Annotated in this window: 19 protein-coding genes; 7 read left to right on the plus strand and 12 right to left on the minus strand. The window is 69.6% G+C overall.

The genetic code is table 11. The features are described 5' to 3' along the window. The first annotated feature begins 83 nt into the window (after positions 1-83). Together rplQ and truA are read left to right on the plus strand one after the other, a co-directional pair. Positions 84-599, plus strand: a complete 516-nt coding sequence (gene rplQ / locus ACQPYK_RS06150) for a 50S ribosomal protein L17 (RefSeq protein ID WP_433251507.1) — start codon at positions 84-86, stop codon at positions 597-599. Between the two features lie 43 nt (positions 600-642). Continuing rightward, on the plus strand, positions 643-1,605 hold the full coding sequence (truA, locus tag ACQPYK_RS06155; RefSeq protein WP_433251510.1) for a tRNA pseudouridine(38-40) synthase TruA: 963 nt from the start codon (positions 643-645) through the stop codon (positions 1,603-1,605). A 12-nt stretch (positions 1,606-1,617) separates the two neighbouring features. Here truA and ACQPYK_RS06160 read toward each other — a convergent pair whose 3' ends face one another. The 3 genes from ACQPYK_RS06160 to ACQPYK_RS06170 form a co-directional block, all read right to left on the minus strand. Continuing rightward, positions 1,618-3,213 carry a hypothetical protein gene (locus tag ACQPYK_RS06160; RefSeq protein ID WP_433251513.1) on the minus strand — a complete coding sequence of 532 codons (1,596 nt, stop codon included), beginning with the start codon at positions 3,211-3,213 and terminating at the stop codon, positions 1,618-1,620. 929 nt (positions 3,214-4,142) lie between these two features. Beyond that, positions 4,143-5,282: a hypothetical protein gene (locus ACQPYK_RS06165; RefSeq protein ID WP_433251516.1), complete on the minus strand. Its 1,140-nt coding sequence runs from the start codon at positions 5,280-5,282 to the stop codon at positions 4,143-4,145. A 35-nt stretch (positions 5,283-5,317) separates the two neighbouring features. After that, complete coding sequence (locus tag ACQPYK_RS06170) at positions 5,318-5,992, minus strand: CAP domain-containing protein (protein WP_433251519.1); 675 nt, start codon at positions 5,990-5,992, stop codon at positions 5,318-5,320. A 430-nt stretch (positions 5,993-6,422) separates the two neighbouring features. Between ACQPYK_RS06170 and rplM the strand changes: the two genes are divergently transcribed. The 3 genes from rplM (at position 6,423) to glmM (ending at position 8,811) form a co-directional block, all read left to right on the plus strand. Continuing rightward, complete coding sequence (gene rplM / locus ACQPYK_RS06175) at positions 6,423-6,866, plus strand: 50S ribosomal protein L13 (protein WP_433251522.1); 444 nt, start codon at positions 6,423-6,425, stop codon at positions 6,864-6,866. 69 nt (positions 6,867-6,935) lie between these two features. Continuing rightward, positions 6,936-7,454 carry a 30S ribosomal protein S9 gene (rpsI, locus tag ACQPYK_RS06180; RefSeq protein WP_433251525.1) on the plus strand — a complete coding sequence of 173 codons (519 nt, stop codon included), beginning with the start codon at positions 6,936-6,938 and terminating at the stop codon, positions 7,452-7,454. Position 7,455: 1 nt separating this feature from the next. Further along, the gene (gene glmM, locus ACQPYK_RS06185) at positions 7,456-8,811 is read left to right on the plus strand and encodes a phosphoglucosamine mutase (protein WP_433251528.1); all 1,356 of its coding nucleotides are present in this window, start codon (positions 7,456-7,458) and stop codon (positions 8,809-8,811) included. 163 nt (positions 8,812-8,974) lie between these two features. On the opposite strand, the gene ACQPYK_RS06190 is transcribed toward glmM, so the two are convergent. Then, a complete protein-coding gene (locus tag ACQPYK_RS06190; protein WP_433251531.1) occupies positions 8,975-9,847 on the minus strand; it encodes an NAD(P)-dependent oxidoreductase in 873 nt (290 codons plus the stop codon). Positions 9,848-9,959: 112 nt separating this feature from the next. Between ACQPYK_RS06190 and ACQPYK_RS06195 the strand changes: the two genes are divergently transcribed. Next, positions 9,960-10,553: a TetR/AcrR family transcriptional regulator gene (locus tag ACQPYK_RS06195; protein ID WP_433251534.1), complete on the plus strand. Its 594-nt coding sequence runs from the start codon at positions 9,960-9,962 to the stop codon at positions 10,551-10,553. Positions 10,554-10,601: 48 nt separating this feature from the next. On the opposite strand, the gene ACQPYK_RS06200 is transcribed toward ACQPYK_RS06195, so the two are convergent. From ACQPYK_RS06200 to ACQPYK_RS06235, 8 genes are all read right to left on the minus strand, one after another. After that, positions 10,602-11,318, minus strand: a complete 717-nt coding sequence (locus ACQPYK_RS06200; RefSeq protein ID WP_433251537.1) for an ABC transporter permease — start codon at positions 11,316-11,318, stop codon at positions 10,602-10,604. A 2-nt stretch (positions 11,319-11,320) separates the two neighbouring features. After that, on the minus strand, positions 11,321-12,235 hold the full coding sequence (locus ACQPYK_RS06205; RefSeq protein WP_433251540.1) for an ABC transporter ATP-binding protein: 915 nt from the start codon (positions 12,233-12,235) through the stop codon (positions 11,321-11,323). Beyond that, positions 12,232-13,119: an ABC transporter permease gene (locus ACQPYK_RS06210; RefSeq protein ID WP_433251543.1), complete on the minus strand. Its 888-nt coding sequence runs from the start codon at positions 13,117-13,119 to the stop codon at positions 12,232-12,234. Before ACQPYK_RS06210 ends, ACQPYK_RS06205 begins: the two co-directional genes overlap by 4 nt. Further along, complete coding sequence (locus ACQPYK_RS06215) at positions 13,112-14,017, minus strand: ABC transporter ATP-binding protein (RefSeq protein ID WP_433251546.1); 906 nt, start codon at positions 14,015-14,017, stop codon at positions 13,112-13,114. Before ACQPYK_RS06215 ends, ACQPYK_RS06210 begins: the two co-directional genes overlap by 8 nt. 81 nt (positions 14,018-14,098) lie before the next feature. Next, positions 14,099-15,070: a DUF389 domain-containing protein gene (locus ACQPYK_RS06220; protein ID WP_433251549.1), complete on the minus strand. Its 972-nt coding sequence runs from the start codon at positions 15,068-15,070 to the stop codon at positions 14,099-14,101. A 188-nt stretch (positions 15,071-15,258) separates the two neighbouring features. Continuing rightward, positions 15,259-16,293: an alpha/beta fold hydrolase gene (locus ACQPYK_RS06225; RefSeq protein ID WP_433251552.1), complete on the minus strand. Its 1,035-nt coding sequence runs from the start codon at positions 16,291-16,293 to the stop codon at positions 15,259-15,261. A 29-nt stretch (positions 16,294-16,322) separates the two neighbouring features. Beyond that, entirely contained in the window at positions 16,323-16,823 is a 501-nt protein-coding gene (locus ACQPYK_RS06230; protein ID WP_433251555.1) for a DinB family protein, read from the minus strand. A 44-nt stretch (positions 16,824-16,867) separates the two neighbouring features. After that, positions 16,868-17,494 carry an SAM-dependent methyltransferase gene (locus ACQPYK_RS06235; RefSeq protein ID WP_433251558.1) on the minus strand — a complete coding sequence of 209 codons (627 nt, stop codon included), beginning with the start codon at positions 17,492-17,494 and terminating at the stop codon, positions 16,868-16,870. Between the two features lie 87 nt (positions 17,495-17,581). Between ACQPYK_RS06235 and ACQPYK_RS06240 the strand changes: the two genes are divergently transcribed. Further along, on the plus strand, positions 17,582-18,190 hold the full coding sequence (locus ACQPYK_RS06240) for a helix-turn-helix domain-containing protein (RefSeq protein WP_433251561.1): 609 nt from the start codon (positions 17,582-17,584) through the stop codon (positions 18,188-18,190). Positions 18,191-18,306: the final 116 nt, after the last annotated feature.

Genomic DNA, 18,306 nt, shown 5'->3' on the forward strand with positions numbered 1-18,306 from the left:
TTGCACATCGGGGGTCGTGCGACCCCCGGCCCGACCCCGGTACCTCGTACGGCCGGGGCGGGTTCACTCTCAAGGAGAACGAAATGCCTCAGCCCGCAAAGGGTGCCCGTCTCGGCGGAAGCCCGGCTCACGAGCGGCTGATCCTGGCCAACCTCGCCACCCAGCTGTTCCAGCACGGCCGGATCAAGACCACGGTGGCCAAGGCCAAGCGCCTGCGCCCGCTGGCGGAGCGGCTGATCACCAAGGCGAAGAAGGGCGACATGCACAACCGTCGCCAGGTGCTGACCATCGTCCGTGACAAGGGTGTCGTCCACCACCTGTTCACGGAGATCGCGCCTACCTTCGCCGAGCGTCCCGGCGGCTACACCCGCATCACGAAGGTCGGCCTCCGCAAGGGCGACGCCGCCCCCATGGCCGTCATCGAGCTGGTGTCCGAGCCGCTGAACACGGTTCGCACCACCAAGGCTCCGGCCGCGGCCGAGGCTCCCAAGGCCGAGGCTCCCAAGGCCGACGAGGCCACCGAGGCTCCGGCCGAGGAGACCGCTGAGGCCACCGAGGCTCCCGCCGAGGAGACCGAGGCCAAGAAGGACAACGCCTGATCTTTCAGGTCCTGTGAACGGGCCCGGCATCCCTTCTGGGGAGATGCCGGGCCCGTTCCCGTTTTCCGGGAGGAACATCGTGGTACGGCTGCGCCTGGACCTCGCATATGACGGCACCGACTTTTCCGGCTGGGCCAAGCAGCCGAACCGGCGGACGGTCCAGGGGGAGATCGAGGGAGCGCTCGGCAAGATCCTCAGGCTGCCCGAACCACCGGCACTGACCGTGGCCGGGCGGACCGACGCCGGGGTGCATGCCCGGGGGCAGGTGGCCCATGTGGACCTGGAGGCCGAGGCGTTCGGCGCGCTGGAGAGCCGGCACGGCCGGCGCACACCCGGCATCGCCACCGGGTCGACCGGTGCCTGCGAGGTCTCCGCCGGGATCCCGGTCGCGGTCACGCCGATGGACGCCATCGATGAGAGCCTCTCCAGCCTTCGTAGGAGGCTGGCCGGGGTTCTGCCCCCCGATGTCAGGATTTATCGCGTTACGGTGGCTCCTGAGGGCTTTGACGCCCGATTCTCCGCCATGTCGCGGCGGTACGCCTACCGGATCTCCGACGCGCCGGGCGGCGTGGACCCGCTCCGCCGCCGCGAGGTGCTCTGGTACACCCGGCCGCTCGACCTCGACCGGCTGAACGCCGCCGCGGCCGCCCTTCTGGGAGAGCACGACTTCGCCGCCTTCTGCAAGAAGCGCGAGGGCGCGACCACGATTCGCGAGCTGCAGCGGCTCGACTGGGTCCGAGAGGACGACATCCTCGTCGCGACAGTGGTGGCCGACGCGTTCTGCCACTCGATGGTCCGCGCGCTCATCGGATCGCTGCTACCCGTCGGGGAGGGACGTCTTCCGGTCGACTGGCCCGGACGGGTGCTGACGCGGGCCGTACGGGACTCCGGAGTGCACGTCGCACCGGCGCACGGCCTCTGCCTTGAGGAGGTGCGCTACCCGCAGGCCGAGGAGCTGGCCCGGCGGGCCAGGGAGACCCGCCGGGTACGCACGCTCAGCGCGTGACGGACAGTCCGCTCAGCTCGTCACACGACGCTCGACGACCTTGGCGGTCTGGTCGCGGAAGGCTCCGCTGACCTTGCCGAGATTCTTTTCCTTGGCCGTTGGGGTGTGGCCGTCGCTGAAGGTGGCGTAGCTGAACACGATGTAGCGGCCCCAGACCATTCCGGCCGCGTAACCGCCCGCGATGTGCACACGCTCGGCGCCGGTGCCCGGTGTGCCAGGCAGGCCGCGGAACCACAGGTTGCTGTTCAGGTTCTTCGCCCGGTCCGCCTCCACGGCGGACTCCCGGGTGGGCAACACCGCGATTCCCGTGGTCACGGCGTACTTCCGCTTGCTGTCCACGTAGGTGGCCCGCAGCACCTGGCGGCAGTCCCCGCTGCGTAGCGCGTTGGCGAACTTGCCGGCCGCGGCCTTCTGGCACTGCCGGGTGACGTCGGTCTTGACCCTGACGAACGTCGTCCCGGCCAGCTTCACCTTCTTGGTGAAGGTGGCGGCCACGGTCATCTTGCCGGGGTCGGTCCTCTCGGAGTTGATCAACGTGGTGCTGACCGGTTCCGGCTCGTCCGGGGGCGGGTCCTCGGTGGGATCGACGGGCTCGGAGCTGGGGGCCGGGCCGGCCGCGCCGACCGTCTTCTTGGCGCTGAACGACTGGTAGGCGTAGAAGGCGCCGGTGCCGATGCCGCCGACCACGACCGTGACCACGGCTGCGATCAGCAAGATGCTGGTCTTACTGCGAGCCGGCGGGGCGGGCGGAGCGGTCACGACCTCGGGGACGACCGCCGAGGGTGGGGTGAACGGCCCGCGCAGTTCGATGGCTCCGGTCGAGGGGCCCGACTGCTGAGCGGCGGCGGACGGCGTCGCCGGGACGGATGGGAACGGCGGCGCGATCATCGGGATGCCGCCCGGCGGGGTGAGCTGGTCCCCGGGAGGCGAGGGCGGTGCGGCGGACTCGAAAGAGGGTGCCGTCGGCGCCTGAGGATCGGTGCCGGATTCGAGGGGAGTCGGGGACACCTGGGGCATCAACTCCGGCTGGGACGTCGGGTCCTGCGCGACGAGCGCGGGAACCGAGGGCGGAGAGGCCGGCTCGGGCGACGACATCGGCGCCGAGGGGTGGACGGTCGATTCGGGAGCCGGCGGACCGATGGGGTGGACGGTCGGCTCGGAGGCCGGCGGACCGATGGGGTGGGTGCCCGGTCCGGGCTGAGGAGCCTGGACATGGCCGGCCCCGGGAGGCGTCGCAGCGGGGGCGGTCTCGGCGGGGGGCGAGGCGTCCGGTCCGGGCGGCGGCGTGGAGACCGCGGGCTCCTGACGACCCGACGCGGTGGGCGGGGACGTGCGGACGTTGGCGGTGTTGTCGTCCAGACCGTCGGGCAGAACCGCGGAGGGCGGCCATACGGCGATGTCCTCGGACTCTCCCGGACGGGCCGCCTCCTCCGTCTCGGACCAGACCGGTTCCCCCGTGGCCGCGGGCCACTGCGGGGCGCCATGGGCCTGCGGGGCGGATGAAGGCCAGACCTGCATGCCCGCGGCGGCCGCGGTGAAGGCGGGCGGCGGCTGCCAAGGCGGCGCACCCGGCACGATCGGGTCGGTGGACAGCGCAGGGCCGTTCATCACCGGGTTGCTCGGTGCCGGACCGTTCTGCGCCGGACCGTTCTGTGCCGGGGTGCTCGGCGGCACGGGACCGGAAGTCGTCGGAGGCTGCCCGGCGGCGGCCGGGCCGGTCCACCCCGGCGGTCCCTGAGGAACGGATGGTCCCCCCCACGGCGGGGCGGTCTCACCGGGAGCGGACGGTCCGACCCATGGAGGACCGGACGGCTGGCCGTGGGCGGGTGCCCCATTCCATGCTGGGGCGGCCGGTTGGCCGGGGGTGGACGGCCCGTTCCACGATGGAGCGGGCTCGCCAGGAGTGGACGGCCCGTTCCACGGCGGAGCGGGCTCGCCCGGGGTGGACGGTCCGCTCCACGGTGGGGCGGACGGTTGGCCGGGGGCGGACGGCCCGTTCCACGGCGGAGCGGGCTCGCCGGGAGCGGATGGTCCCCCCCACGGCGGGGCGGACGGCCCCGGAGGGGGAGGGGAACCGGCCCAGGGAGGGAGAGGGGGTTCCGGACGGGGGAAATCCGGCCGTGCCGGTCCCGAAGGCTCCGCGGGCACCGCGGGGCCGGGCTGCGATGAGCCGGGCCACGGGGTGGGGAGATCGTCCTCGGGGTCGGCGAACCAGTCGTAGGGGGCACCGCCGTCACCGGCGCGCGTCCACGGCTGGGCCGTCCCGGGCGCCTGCTCCGGCCACGCTGGAGGGTCGTAGGGCTGTTCGTCACCTGTGAGATCGGTCCGAAGCACGTGCGGCGAAGGCTGGCCGAAACTCGGCGGAGGCGTCGCCGGTGCGGCCGAACCCTCGGCATCGCGTTCGTGCTCGGACCCGGATTCCTGGCCACGCATATGTCGAAGCGTAGCGATAGCCGGAGATCGTCATGCGGGTATGGGCGTTCCCGGTCGTATCGCCCGCTGGTTTTGTGCCGAAAATCGATGCGATGCGCCCTTGCTCAGGGCCTTCTCCCGGTCAGCGAGCGGGACTCCAGGGCGGGCGTGACGGTCGCGTCGGCTGCCCCGAAGGCCGCCTCGTTCAGCTTCTTGACCTCGGTCTTCTTCGGCAGATGCCCGTCCTTGTACTGGAACCAGACCATTACGGCGTAGTGTCCATGGCTCCATCCGCCGGCGAACGCCTCGCCCGTGCCGAGAAATTTGGTGACTTTATCCTTGCCTGGCAGCGCCTTGAGGTATTCCTCCCGGGACTTACCGGCTCCGGCGGAGATGACCTTGGAAGCCGCCGCCGAGGTCTTGAGGTTGGCGACCCCCAAGGTGCCGATGATCTTCCCTGAGGCGTCGCGGAAGCTGGCCCGCAGGAGCTGGGTGCACTTGCCCGCGGTGAGCGCCTTCTGAAGCTTGTCGCCCACCACGGCGTCCTTGCACTTCTTGTCGGTCCTGCGGACGGTCATCAGGTAGTTCTGACCCTTGTGCGAGACCTTCGTGCGCTTGAACAGCTCGGTCAGCGTGAGCACGTAAGGGTCGGTGGTCCGGGAGGCGGCGAATCCGAACTTGCCCCCCGGGTTGTTGGGGGCCGGCAGGCTGGAGGCCCGGACCGGAGGGCTCACCGCGGTGGACTGCGGGGCGGGGTCGGAGTCGACGAGCATGGCCAGGCCGATGCCTCCGGCGACCAGCACGCCAAGGACGCCGACCACGATGAAGATCGGCCGCCGGGAGCGTGGGCCCTCGTCATAGGGGCTCCACATCGCCTGGCGGGGCTGCGGTGTCTGCTGGGAAGGCCGCTGCCGGGCCCCCCGCTCCGCTCGCGCGGGCTGTTCCGGCCCGGCGGCGGCCACAGGCTCGGCGTCATAGGGATCGTGACTCGGCGCGGCGGATCGGGCGCCGTAGGGGTCGTGTCCCTGCGAGCCGGGGTCGGAGCCGTGGGGACCGTGTCCCTGCGGGCCCGGGGTGGAGCCGTAGGGACCGCCGTGGCCCTGCGGGACGGATTGGGCGTAGGGGGCGTGTCCCTGCGGGCCGGGGTCGGAGCCCTGGGAGTTGCGGCGCGGCGCGGGCTCGAACCAGTGCTCACCCTGCGCGGGCGGCGACGCGTCAGGCTGGACGTACGGCTGGCGGCGCGGCGGTTCCCCGGGAAAACCCATGCGCCGAGACTAGCCCGGTATCGAAGGCGATTGGCTCAGGAGTAACCGAAGTCCTGCGTCCACCAGGGACCACCCGGACCCTCCATGGTCCCGACGCCGGTGGCGGTCAGCTTGCAGTTGAGGATGTTGCCCCGGTGGCTGCTGGTCGCCATCCAGCTCCGCACCGTCTCGGTGGCCGAGGCGTAGCCGCGGCTGATGTTCTCCGCGCCCCCGTCGCGATAGCCGGCGGCCTCCATCCGGGCCCAGGGCGACGTGCCGTCGGGGGAGTTGTGGGAGAAGGTGCCGCTGCCGGCCATCTCCTCCGAGTGGGCTCTGGCCGACTTGATCAGTCGCCGGTCGACCCGGAGCGGAGCGCAGCCGTACCGCCTGCGCTCGATGTTGGTGAGACGGATGATCGCCTTCTCCATCGGGCTCAGCGGGGTGGAGGCGGTGGGGACGTTCGCCCCCTCCTCGCCGCTGAGGACGTAGCGGGACTCGCCGTCGTCGGTGAAGTCGTCGACCGGATCGCGCGGGCTCCGAGTGGTGTGCGGCGTGGGCTGCCGCCGCGTCACCATGGGCGTGGCGGCGGGCCGGACGACCCGGCCGAGCGGGGCGCGCTGCGCGGTGGGAGTGGGCTTCGCCGGAGCGGCGTTGTTGAGGTAGATCTGGTCGGGCGCCTCCTCGCCGCGGCTTCCCCGGCCGATGACGAACCCGAGCAGCAGCACCGTCATCAGACACGCGAACACTCCCAAACGGCGCAGGCTGGTCCGCTGGGTATGCCGGAGGTGAGGGGGCTGCCACATACCGTTGTCAAAGATAGAGATGTTTGCATTGAGGAAGAAGAGAATGTCGAGAACGTGTTGGAACCGTTCTGTGAAACCCGAGTGCGCCGATTCCGAGCAGCTCCCCGTCACCGGTAGACTGCTCACGGACACCGGCGAAGGGTCGCGTCTTTTTGACCCGTGCTCATCCGCACCGGTATCCTGCTAGTTCGTTGTGTGCGAATTGGTCTCCTCTGCAGACCGATACGCGGCGCGTCCGGCGTCATCTCCGCAATCCCAGGGAGACGGAAGGTCCGGGCTGTCGTGTGCCCGCACCTACCGACCATGTTGCTGTCACTTCCGACAGCGCCGAAGACGCGAGCAAAGAAGGCATACGACCGTGCGCACGTACACACCCAAGCCTGCCGAAGTCGAGCGTCAGTGGCACATCATCGACGCCACCGACATCGTGCTTGGCCGGCTGGCCAGCCACGTCGCGATCCTGCTTCGCGGTAAGCACAAGCCGACCTTCGCCAACCACGTTGACACCGGTGACTTCGTCATCATCATCAACGCCGAGAAGATCGCGCTGACCGGCAACAAGCTCGAGCAGAAGAAGGCATACCGTCACTCGGGCTACCCCGGTGGTCTGCGTTCCGTGACCTACGGCGAGCTCATGGACAAGCGCCCCGACCGTGCCGTCGAGAAGGCCGTCAAGGGCATGCTGCCCAAGAACGCTCTCGGCCGGAAGATGATCAAGAAGCTCAAGGTCTACGCCGGCTCCGAGCACCCGCACCAGGCGCAGCAGCCGGTGCCCTTCGAGCTCACCCAGATCGCCCAGTAGTCGCTAGCTGCTTATCGCCAGCAGCGTTGGCCGACGGCCGACGCCGAGTAGGAAAGTTAGAGGAGAACCGTGGCTGAGTCCACCGGTGTCGAGACGCCCATCGAGGGCGAGCAGGAGTACTCCCCGGAGGAGTTCCCCTCCGAGTACACCTCCGAGTCCACTGCCAGCGGCGAGGCCGCCGTCCGTAAGCCCGTCACCACGGGCAACTCGTACGGCACGGGCCGCCGTAAGGAGTCCGTCGCCCGCGTGCGCATCGTGCCGGGTACCGGCAAGTGGACGATCAACGGTCGCCCGCTCGACGTTTACTTCCCGAACAAGGTCCACCAGCAGATCGTCAACGAGCCCTTCGTGGTGCTCGGCGCCGAGGACCAGTTCGACGTCATCGCCCGCATCAACGGCGGCGGCGTGACCGGCCAGGCCGGTGCCCTGCGCATGGGCCTTGCCCGCGCGCTGGCCGTCCTGGACGTCGAGGTCAACCGAGCCCCGCTGAAGAAGGCCGGCTTCCTGACCCGTGACGCCCGCGCCACCGAGCGCAAGAAGTACGGCCTCAAGAAGGCCCGCAAGGCTCCGCAGTACAGCAAGCGTTAAGTTGGGGCGCCTTTTCGGCACCGACGGGGTACGTGGGGTCGCGGGGAGCGACCTCACGGCCGAGCTCACCATGGACCTGTCCGTGGCTGCGGCTCATGTCCTCGGCGATGCCGGGGCGTTCCATGCCAGCGTCGGGCGGCAAGGCCGCCCGATCGCCGTCGTAGGCCGGGACCCGCGAGCTTCAGGAGAATTCCTGGAGGCCGCTGTGGTCGCCGGCCTTGCGTCGTCTGGCGTGGACGTTCTCCGGCTCGGCGTGCTGCCCACCCCGGCGGTCGCTTACCTCACCACGGCTCTCGGAGCCGACATGGGCGTGATGATCTCCGCCTCCCACAACCCCGCCCCGGACAACGGGATCAAGTTCCTCACCCGTGGTGGCTACAAGCTGCCCGACGCGGTGGAGAACGAGATCGAGCAACGTCTCGGCGAGAAATGGGAGCGCCCTGTCGGCGCTTCGGTCGGTCGCGTGCGCGAAGCGCAGGACGAGGCCGATCGATATATTTCCCATGTTCTGTCCACTGTGACCGGTCGTCTCGACGGTCTGAACGTGGTCCTCGACTGCGCTCACGGCGCCGCCCACATGGTGGCTCCCGAGGCGTTGACGAGGGCCGGGGCCACGGTGGAGACCATCGGGGCCCGCCCCGACGGACTCAACATCAATTCCGGCGTGGGCTCCACCCACCTGGACAAACTCCAGCAGATCGTTGTCTCTCGCAACGCGGACGTCGGAATCGCCTATGACGGAGACGCCGACCGTTGTCTGGCGGTCGCGCACACCGGCGAGGTGGTCGACGGCGATCAGATCATGGCGGTGCTCGCCATGGCGATGCACACCGAGGGAAGGCTGGCGGGGGACACCGTGGTCGCCACGGTCATGTCCAACCTGGGCTTCAAGATCGCGATGAAGAACGCGGGCATCGACGTGGTCGAGACCGCCGTGGGCGACCGCTACGTGCTGGAGGCCATGAAGGCAGGCGGCTACAACCTCGGTGGTGAGCAGTCCGGCCATGTCCTGATGCTCGATCACGCCACCACCGGGGACGGTCTGCTGACCTCGCTGCAGTTGCTGGCGGTCATGGCCCGTCAGGGCAGGTCGCTGGCAGAGCTGGCGTCGGTGATGACCCGGCTGCCTCAGGTCCTGATCAACGTCAAGGGTGTGGACCGGGCGAAGGCCTCGGCCCCGGAGCTGTCCGCCGCGGTCGCGGTGGCGGAGTCGGAGCTGGGGGAGACCGGCCGGGTGCTGATCCGGCCGAGCGGCACCGAGCCGATGATCCGCGTGATGGTCGAGGCCGCCTCCGCCGCCCAGGCCGAATCGATGGCGGGTCGTCTGGCGGACGTCGTCCGTACGGCCTGCGTCTGAACAAGGCGGTCCTGTCCCCGTCCGGCGCTGCGAGCGTCGGGCGGGGACGGGGCGGCTGGAGTTCGTTGAGCCGACCCGCCTCCCATCGACCCCGTCCACATCCAGCCCTGGTTCACCTGGCGGCTGCGCCCATCAGACCCGCGCGTGATCCGGGAAACAGGGCCTAACCCGCCTTCTTCATCAGTCTCACCAGACTGGAGAAGCTGTCGGCCGCGTATCCCGCGTCCATTCCGCGCCGGAACAGGTCGACGACGGCGGCGGGAAGCGCGGTGTCGACGCCCGCGTCGGCGTTGGTGTGCAGGACGTGCTCGACGCTGGCCATGCCCATGGCCAGGCGGTCCACGTCGCCGCTGTGCTCGTCGGCGTCGATGCGCGCCGCGTAGAAGGACAAGAAATTCGGCATCGTCGTCATGGTCTCGCCGGCGTGCGGCAGGATGTCGGCGGCGCTGAGGCCGTTGGCGTCGGCCAGGGCGATGGCCTGCCAGTAGCCGAGCATGGACGTCCAGAACATGACCATGCCGATCTGGTAGAACAGCGCGGCCAGCCCCGGATCCTCCCCCCGGAAGTCGGTGCCGGTCAGGGCTTCGAGGGTGGGCCGATGTGCCTCGAAAGGCCCGCGGGGGCCGCTGTAGAAGGTGGACGACTCGGGGCGTCCGATGCCCGACGGCGGCACGGTGACACCACCGGTGAGATGGATCCCGCCGCGCTCGGTGACCCACCGCGCCCCCGCGCGGGTCTTGTCCGGGGTGTCGGAACTGAGGTTGACCAGAACGCGGCCGGAAAGGGCGTGTGACGCCGGTTCCAGCACGGCGTACATCGCGTCGTAGTCGGTGAGAGACAAGATCACCAGTTCGCCGGCCGTCAGCGCCTCCTCGACGCTGCCCACGAGTACGGCGCCACGCTCGACCAGGGTGTCGGCGCGGGACGCGGTGCGGTTCCAGACGGTGACCGGGTGCCCTCCGTCGAGGAAGGCGCCGGCCATCGCCTGCCCCATGGGGCCGAGGCCGATCACGGTCACGGGCTGCTTGCTGCTCACGGTGTGGACCTCCGGGGTGGATGAGCTCAACGACTAAAACGAACGCTCTATCTAGAGAGCGGATGAACCATAACACAGCTAAAACGAACGTTCTAACTAGTATGCTGTGCGCATGGGCCAGAGCAGCACCCGGGATCGCATCGTCATCGCCGCCTCACGTCTCCTGCAACGCCAGGGATATGTCGGCACGGGCATCAAGCAGATCGCCAAGGAGGCGCAGGCCACGCTCGGCTCGGTCTACCACTTCTTTCCCGACGGAAAGGAGGCCGTCGCGGTCGCCGCCATCAAGCACGGTGAACAGGAGTTCGCGGCCGTCCTCCGCGAGGCGTTGGACGCCGAGCGGGACCCGGGCGCGGCCGTGGAGGCCTGCGCCCGGCGGCTCGCTGACTCATTGCGCGAGTCCGGCTGGATCGACGGCTGCCCGATCACCGCGGCGGCATTGGAGACGCTGGGGACCGACTCGGAGATCCAGCAGGTGTGCGCGACCGCGTTGCGCGGCTGGGAGGGACTGGTCCACGACAAGCTGCTGCGTTCGGGCCTTCGCGCCGAGGACGCCCGGGACCTGGCGACCACGATCATCAGCACCCTGGAAGGCGCTGAAGTGACGGCCCAGGTCAGGCGCAGCGAAGAACCCTTGTGGGCGGCGGGCCGGCAGCTGGCCCGCCTGGTCGGCTCATACGAGGTCACCCCGTCCATGGCCGAGTAGGAGCTCGGCCGGAGCCGTCGGTCACCTCACCGAGGCGACGTGTTCCCCCTACTCGTCGCCGGTGAGGGAGAAACCTCGCAGGCGCTGCCCGGCCCAGACGACGGCGCCGACGGTGACGACCAGCAGGGCGGGTACGGCGAAGCCGAGCGTGATCTCGGTGGAGAGGAAGGGCGACGACGACACCTGGTCGGCGACCGTCTGGGCCCACTGCTGGATGGAGAACTTGCGGGCTCCGGGGACGAAGTTGCCGACCACGCCCTCCCAGACCAGCGCGTAGACGATGCCGACCGTCACCGCGTGCCGGGTCAGCACGCCCAGCAGCATGAACACCGCGGCGTAGGCGAGGCCGCCGACGAGGGCGCCGAGGGCGAAGCCGTAGGCGATCCCGGATTCGAGGCCGACCAGCAGGTAGGCCGCGACGAAGGTGGGCACGGCGGCGAACAACGCGACTATCGAGCCGGCGACCAGGAACTTGGTCTGCGCGATGACCGGGCGGGAGATGGGCTTGGCCAGCAGGTGGATGATCGTTCCGTCGTCGATCTCGGGCGCGATCACCCCGGTCCCCGCGATCAGGCCCAGCAGCGGCAGCATGGTGCCGACGGCGAAGGTCCGCAGGAGCGTGATCGCGGCGTTCTCGCCTCCTTCGCCGACCGCCCGCAGCAGCACGGCCAGCCCGATCAGCACCAGCGGCAACAGGACCAGCAGCCAGATGCGCCGGCGGCCGAGCAGCGCCCGGTAGGAGATTCCGGCGATGACACCGTTCATGGTCAGCTGCTCCTGTTGATCAGATAGGAGAAGACGCTCTCCAGGTCTTCGTCGGCCGGGGAAATCTGCCAGACCCGCACGCCGGCGTCCCTGGCGACCCTGGGCAGCAGCCACGTGAAGCGCCGGAAGTCGACGGCCTGCACCTCCAGGCCCGCCGCGGTGAGCGAGACCGAGCCGGAGGAGGCGTCGGCGATCAGGGCCGAGGCCAGGCGGCGGTCGTCGCTGGAGCGGACCCGGAACACGTGGGGCCGGTCGGTCATCCTGCGGCGGATCTCGCGGAAGTCTCCGGAGGCGGCGTGGCGGCCAGCGACCAGGACCTCGATGTGCTGGGCGACCCGCTCCACCTCCTCCAGGATGTGCGAGCTGAACAGGATGGTCTTGCCCGCCGTGCCCATGGTGCGGATCAGGTCCATCAGGTGCAGGCGCTGGCGCGGGTCCATGCCGTTGAACGGCTCGTCGAGCAGGAGCACCTCGGGGTCGTGCACGAGCGCCGCGGCCACCTTGACCCGCTGGCGCATGCCCTTGGAGTAGGTCTCCACCCTGCGGTCCTTGGCGGGCTCCATCTCGACCATGGCGAGCGCCTTGCGCGCGGCGTCCTCGGGGTCGGGCAGGCGGTGGAGCCTGGCGCTGGAGAGCACGTACTGCCAGCCGGTGAGGAAGCCGTAGACGGCCTCGCGTTCGGGTACCAGGCCGATCGAGCGGTAGACCTCGTGGTTGCGCCAGATCTTCGTGCCGTCCAGGGTGACGGTGCCGCCGGAGGGGGCGAGGAAGCCGGCCATCATGTGCAGCAGCGTGGACTTGCCCGCCCCGTTGGGGCCGAGCAGGCCGGTGACGCCGGGGCCGATGGTCATGGTGACGTCGTTGACGGCGACCACGTTGCCGTACCAGCGTGAGACCTGAGTCAGTTCGATCTTCATCGTGCGGCCGCCTTCCGGTAGCGCAGGACCAGGGCGGTCACCGACAGCGCGATCAGCGCGAGCACCAGCAGGATCGCCGCCACGACTCCCAGCCCCGATGGGTAGACGGTGGGCGCCGAGGGCGTCGCACCGAAGATCCCCACCTGCACCGCGGCGTCGACGAGGAAGAAGGGGTTGATCATCCAGGCCCACGCGGCGACCGTGTAGTTGTCCACCGCCTCCATCGTCGTCGCGACGACGGTCGAGACGGCCGAGGTGAGCAGATAGAAGGCGATGATCGAGGCCACGCCCAGACCGCGCCTGGGGGTGAAGGACGCGATCGCCACGCCGACGCAGGCCAGCAGCACCGCGTAGGCGACGGCTCCGGCCATGCTGGTCAGGTAGTCGGCGATGTGCGGTGGTCCGGGCAGGTCGATGACCAACTCACCCAGGAACAGCACGGTGAGCGGGACCGCCAGCAACAGGAACATCGCCGCGGTCATCGCCGCGAGCTTCGCGCCGACGTAGTCGATCAGCGTCACCGGGCGTGACAGGTAGAGCGGAAGCACGCGGAAGCGCAGATCGGGTGCCACCGCGTACGGCGACTGCGAGGCCAGGAAGATCGCCAGCACGGCCTGCATGGTGATGGCGTAGGAGGGATAGGAGATCAGTTCTCGCTGGGTCAGTGCCATCGTCGCGATGGAGACGACCGCGGGAAGCATCATGACGCCCGCGAGGAGGAAGGGGATGATCTTCGCGCGGGCCGTACGGCCCAGCCCGAACACCCCGCGCAGGCTGTGCACGGTCAGCGCCATCGCGGCGTGGGCACGGCCGAGCCGTACGCCGTCGTAGTGGCGGTATCCGATGTCGTGGATGACACCCGTGGTGGTCATGGGCTCAGACATTGACCGGCTCCCTGAAGACGTCCTCGATGCGCTGGCGGCCCTGCTCCATGCGGACGAGGCAGAGGTCGAGCTCGCATACGGCGTCCCGGAGGGTGTCGAAGGTCTCCGGGGCCCGGACGCGGACCAGAAGCATCCGGCCGTGGGCGGTGACGGTCTCGCCCAGCTCGGTTAGGCGGGCGGCAAGGGCGTCCTGGCCCTCCTCGACCTCCACCGTGACGGTCTGCGTGGTCTGGGTGAACTCGGCGATGGACGACGAGCGCAGCAGCCTGCCGCCGTCGATCACGATGACGTGGTCGCAGACCCGCTCCAGCTCGCCCAGCAGGTGGGAGGTGACCAGCACGCTGATGCCGAACTCGGTGCCGATCCTGCGGATCAGCGCGAGCATCTCGTCGCGGCCCTGCGGGTCGAGGCCGTTGGTGGGCTCGTCCAGTAGAACCAGTCGCGGGTCGTGCACCAGCGCCTGGGCCAGCTTGACCCGCTGCTTCATACCGGTGGAGTAGCCGCCCATCGCGCGGTAGCGCTCCTCGTAGAGTCCGACGTGGCGCAGCACGTCGGCGGCGCGTTCGCGGGCCGCGGTGCGCGGCAGGCCCGACATCCGGGCCATGTGCACGGTGAATTCGGTGGCGGACAGGTCCGGCGGCAGGCAGTCGTGCTCGGGCATGTAGCCCACGACCCGGCGGATCTCCGCACCCCGCGTCACCGCGTCCATGCCGAGCACCTGGGCGCTTCCGGCAGAGGGTTCGAGCAGGCCCAGCAGGATCTTTATCAGCGTGGACTTGCCAGCGCCGTTGGCGCCGACCAGGCCGGTCACGCCGGGACCGACGGTCACGGTCAGCTGGTCGAGCGCCGTCACCCGGGGGAAGCGTCTGGTCAGTCCCTCGGTGGCGAGGATAGTCATGCTCGGACACTACCTACCGGCCGGGATGAACACCTCCGTCCCGCGGACGAGCCGGTCCTCCTCCGCAAGGCCGGGAGTGCCCTATTCCTCGCCGTACTTCTGGCTGGAGACGCGCGGCGACCGTACCGGAAGGCGCACGCCGAACCTGGACCAGTAGGCCCTCTGGACGATCAGCGTGACCGTACCGGAGATGATCATTCCTGCGATGTTCACCGCGAGCTGGGCGACCGACGCCGCCATGTCGTCCCATCGGTACAGTGCCGCGGCGACCGCGAAGTATCCGGCGGCGGGAACCGTGGTCACCGAGATGAAGACACCGACCAGGGCCGAGGACTTGCCCGCGGTGACCGAGAGCACCCCGGCCGCGCCGGCCAGCAGCGCCACGATGAACGACCACCTGTCGGGCTTGACGATGAACTCGATCTCCTTGTGGCCGACCAGGCTGGACGGCTCGATCCAGCCCAGCCCGCGCGAGACCAGGGCGCAGGCGAGGGTGATCGCGATGGCGACCGCGAAACCGATGACCAGCGTGCGCAGGGCATGGCCGATCAGGTGCCGGTCACCGCGTAGCAGGCCGAAGCAGACGGCCGCGATGGCTCCGAACTCCGGTCCCAGCACCATCGCGCCGACGATGAGGATCGGTGAGTCGACGATCACTCCGATCGCCGCGATCTGGGTGGCGATCGCCAGGAACGCCAGGAAGGCCCAGGTGAGCCGGCAGTCGGCGGTGACCCGCCGGGCGAGCTCCGCCCACACGACCGCGTCGTCCCCCTCGCCCGGCGCCTCCCGCTCGGCGCGGTCGGCCGCGTCCGAGAGCGACAGGTCGATCTGCTCGGCCGTGATGGAGCCCTCCGCGCTCAGGCCGAGCCGCTGGAGCCGCTCGATCACCTCGTTGGCGGCCTCCCGCGCGACGTCGAACTGGACGAGGTCGCCCTTGGGAGAGCGGGCGACTCCCGGCAGCACGACCAGGTTGGTCACGCCCACGGCACCGTCGATCAGCCTCAGGACGTCGTCCGTCAGCTCTACCGGGCTGATAAGGCGTAAGTGCAGCACGCGACCAACCCTAGGTCGTGGTTGGCGGCTCACCGCAATCGGAACCGGACGGCCACCGCGTGGAAGCACCGGCTGCCGGACCGCCGCGGACGTGCCTGCCTCCACAGCGCTCTTCGCCGGGCGTCTGGGGCGGTCGCCGGGGCGTCCCTTATCGGCAGGCACGGTCCCGCGCCAAGCCGGGGGCGGGGTCAGCCGTCGAGGAAACGTAGCAACTCCGCAGTGACGAACCGGGGGTTCTCCTCGACGAGCCAGTGGCCTGCGTGCGGCACGTCCACCGCCCGCACGATGTTGGTCACTCGCGGGGCCACTGTGGCTCTGATCGAGTCGAGCTGCCCATGTGCGGTCATGAGCAGGGTCGGGACGCGTATCGGTGCTGCTGCCACGGTGTCGCGGACGTCCTTGTCGAGGGCGCGGTAGAGTTCGAAGCCGCCTGACAGGACCTTTGGCCTGCTGTAGGTCCGTGTGTACTCGTTGATCTCGGCGTCGGTGAACGGGGATCGATCAGAGGTGCCGCCGAACGCCGTTCCGCCGAACGAGACCTGGGGATAGAACAGTGTCAGGTACTCGCGGACGTCGTCGCCTACGACCGCCTCGGGGACTCGTCGCTGGGAGTGAAAGGCGATGTGCCAGCTCAGTGAGCGGTATGTGGACGCATCGATCGCGGGCCCAGGCAGTGGCAGGTCGAAGTAGCCGAGGCGTGCGGTGTCATCGGGGAATCGGCTGGCGTACTGAAACGCTACTGCGGCACCGAAATCGTGCCCGACGACGGCGGCGTCCCGGATCTTGAGCCTTCCGGCGATCAGCGTATGCACGTACCGCGCGAGGGTGGCCTTGTCGTAGCCGGTCGGTGAGCCGGTGCTGTCGCCCAGTCCGGGAAGGTCGACCGCGTAGACGGTGTGGTGTTCGGCGAGTGCCGGCATGATCGGCCGCCAGCCGTACCACGTCTGTGGCCAGCTGTGGATCAGCACCACTGGTGTGCCGCTGCCGCCGGTCACGTAGTGCATGCGGACACCGTCGATGTCGGCGAACTCGTGTCGAAAGGTGTTCTCGAACTCCGGGTCGCCCCGGGTGACGACGGTGTAGGAGGCGACGTCGCCGGCTGTCGGCGTGGAAGTGGAACAGGCCGCGCCGCCGATCGCGAGCAGGAGGGTGAGCGTGAGGGTCGCCACCGTGCGCGCGGATCGGTGGAAGCGGCGCGTCAACGGCCGGCTTGCGGTGATCATGTGTTCCTGTCCTGGAGAAAGCAGTGGAGTCAGCGTCCGGTCGCGCCGTCGATCAGTTCGCGGAGGATGTCCGCGTGGCCCGCGTGTCGGCCGGTCTCCTCGATCATGTGAGTGAGTGCCCAGCGAATGCTGGGAGCGGGACGTCCCGGCCGCGGTCGAGGAACCGGTGCGGCGAGATCGGCGCACCCGTCGAGTACGTCGTTCGCGCGCTCGACCGTCTCTCGGTAGCGGGCCACGATGTCGGCGACGCTGTCCGCTGGTGCGGCCTGGAACGTCGCCTGCCAGTCGGTGACGTCGTCCCCGAGGAACATCGAGCGTTCGACGAAAGTCAGGTGGTTGAGCAGGCCGAGCAGGTTCGTGCCTGATGGCACTGCGGCTGTTCGCACCTGCGGTTCGGGTGCGCCGTCGACCTTTGCAGCGATCGAGGTCCGGAGGTAGTCGAGGAAGCCGCGCAGGTGCTCGGTCTCGCTGCCTCCGGTCCGGGGCGGCGGGGTGTCGCCGCGGCGGTTGCGGCGCGTGGTGCTGGGCACAGTGGTCTCCTTCCTTCGTCGGGAGCGGCGCCGGCCGCCGTGTGTCAGGTGGTGCGGCGGATGAGCAGGACGTGGTCGGTGACCTCGGCGGTGCGCCCGTCCGGTCCGGTCGCGATCCTGTGGGGTGTGTCGGCCCGCTCGACCGTCCATGTCGCCGGGTCCAGGTCGATATCCGCGGCGACCTCGTGCGGGCTCGGGTACTGGACGTCGGGATCCTGGTTCCACGACCACGGCGCGGCCGAGCCGTGGTCGACAATCAGCAGCCGCCCATCCGGGCGCAGTACGTGCGCGGCGGAGCGCAGGACGGTCGCTCTGTCCAGATCGAAGGGGGTGTGCAGGTAGTGGGCGCAGATCAGGTCGAACTCGCCGTGCGGGAAAGACGCGCGTAGGTCATGCCGCACGGTGGTGACTCGGCCGTCCAGGCCGTGTGAGCGGGCGAGGGCGGCGAGCCGCTCGACCGCCACGGCCGAGATGTCGGCGGCGGTGACGTGCCACCCCTGGCCGGCGAGCCACAGCGCGTCGCCGCCGTCGCCGCATCCGAGGTCCAACGCATCGCCAGGTGACAGGCCGGTGACCGTCTCGGTGAGGCGGGCATTCGGCCGCGGGTGGATGGCTGCCTGTCGGGCCGCGTGGACGCCGTCCCAGAACGTGACCGCATCGGTGGCACTCATCAAGACTCCTTCTGTCGGTGTGCGCTCAGTCTTGACAGGCGGGCCACGATTTGGCACGGAAACTTGCGGTTCTGGCAAGATGGTCTCGTGGATCGCAAGACGGACGACGACGTGCTTGACGCGGTGGGGCCGCGACTTCGTGCGCTGCGTCGTGACCGCGGCCTCACCCTCGCCGATCTCGCGGCGAGCACCGGTGTGTCGGAGAGCACCCTGTCCCGGCTGGAGAGCGGGCAGCGCCGGGCGACCCTGGAGTTGCTGCTGCCGCTGGCTCGTACCTACGACGTTCCGCTGGACGACCTCGTCGGTGCCCCGCGCACCGGCGACCCCCGGATACACCTCAAGCCGATCCACCGGTTTGGGATGACCTTCGTGCCCCTGTCCCGGCGACCGGGCGGAGTGCACGCGTTCAAGATGATCATCCCCGCCCAGCCGGAACCACTCGAACCGACCCCGCAGACTCACGAAGGCTTCGAATGGCTGTACGTGCTCAACGGTCGCCTGCGGCTCGTGCTCGGCGAGCGCGACCTGACGTTGCCGCCCGGTGAGGCGGCCGAGTTCGACACGTCCTTGCCGCACTGGCTGGGCAGCGCCGATGGCGGCGTGGTCGAGCTTCTCATCCTGTTCGGCCTGCAAGGGACGCGTGCGCACGTACGAGCCGACCCTCATCGGTCGTCTCACAGCGGGAGCCGGCGGTGAACTCGGCAGCGAGCGTCGCCGCGCGAAAGCCGCGGTCGCAGAGTCGCACCCCGCGGAGATCGATCAGGTCGAACGCCGGTGGCCACAGCAAGCCATGTCGCTCCGGCGCCCCCGCC

Source organism: Streptosporangium sp. CA-135522 (assembly GCF_050949235.1).
GTDB lineage: Bacteria > Actinomycetota > Actinomycetes > Streptosporangiales > Streptosporangiaceae > Streptosporangium.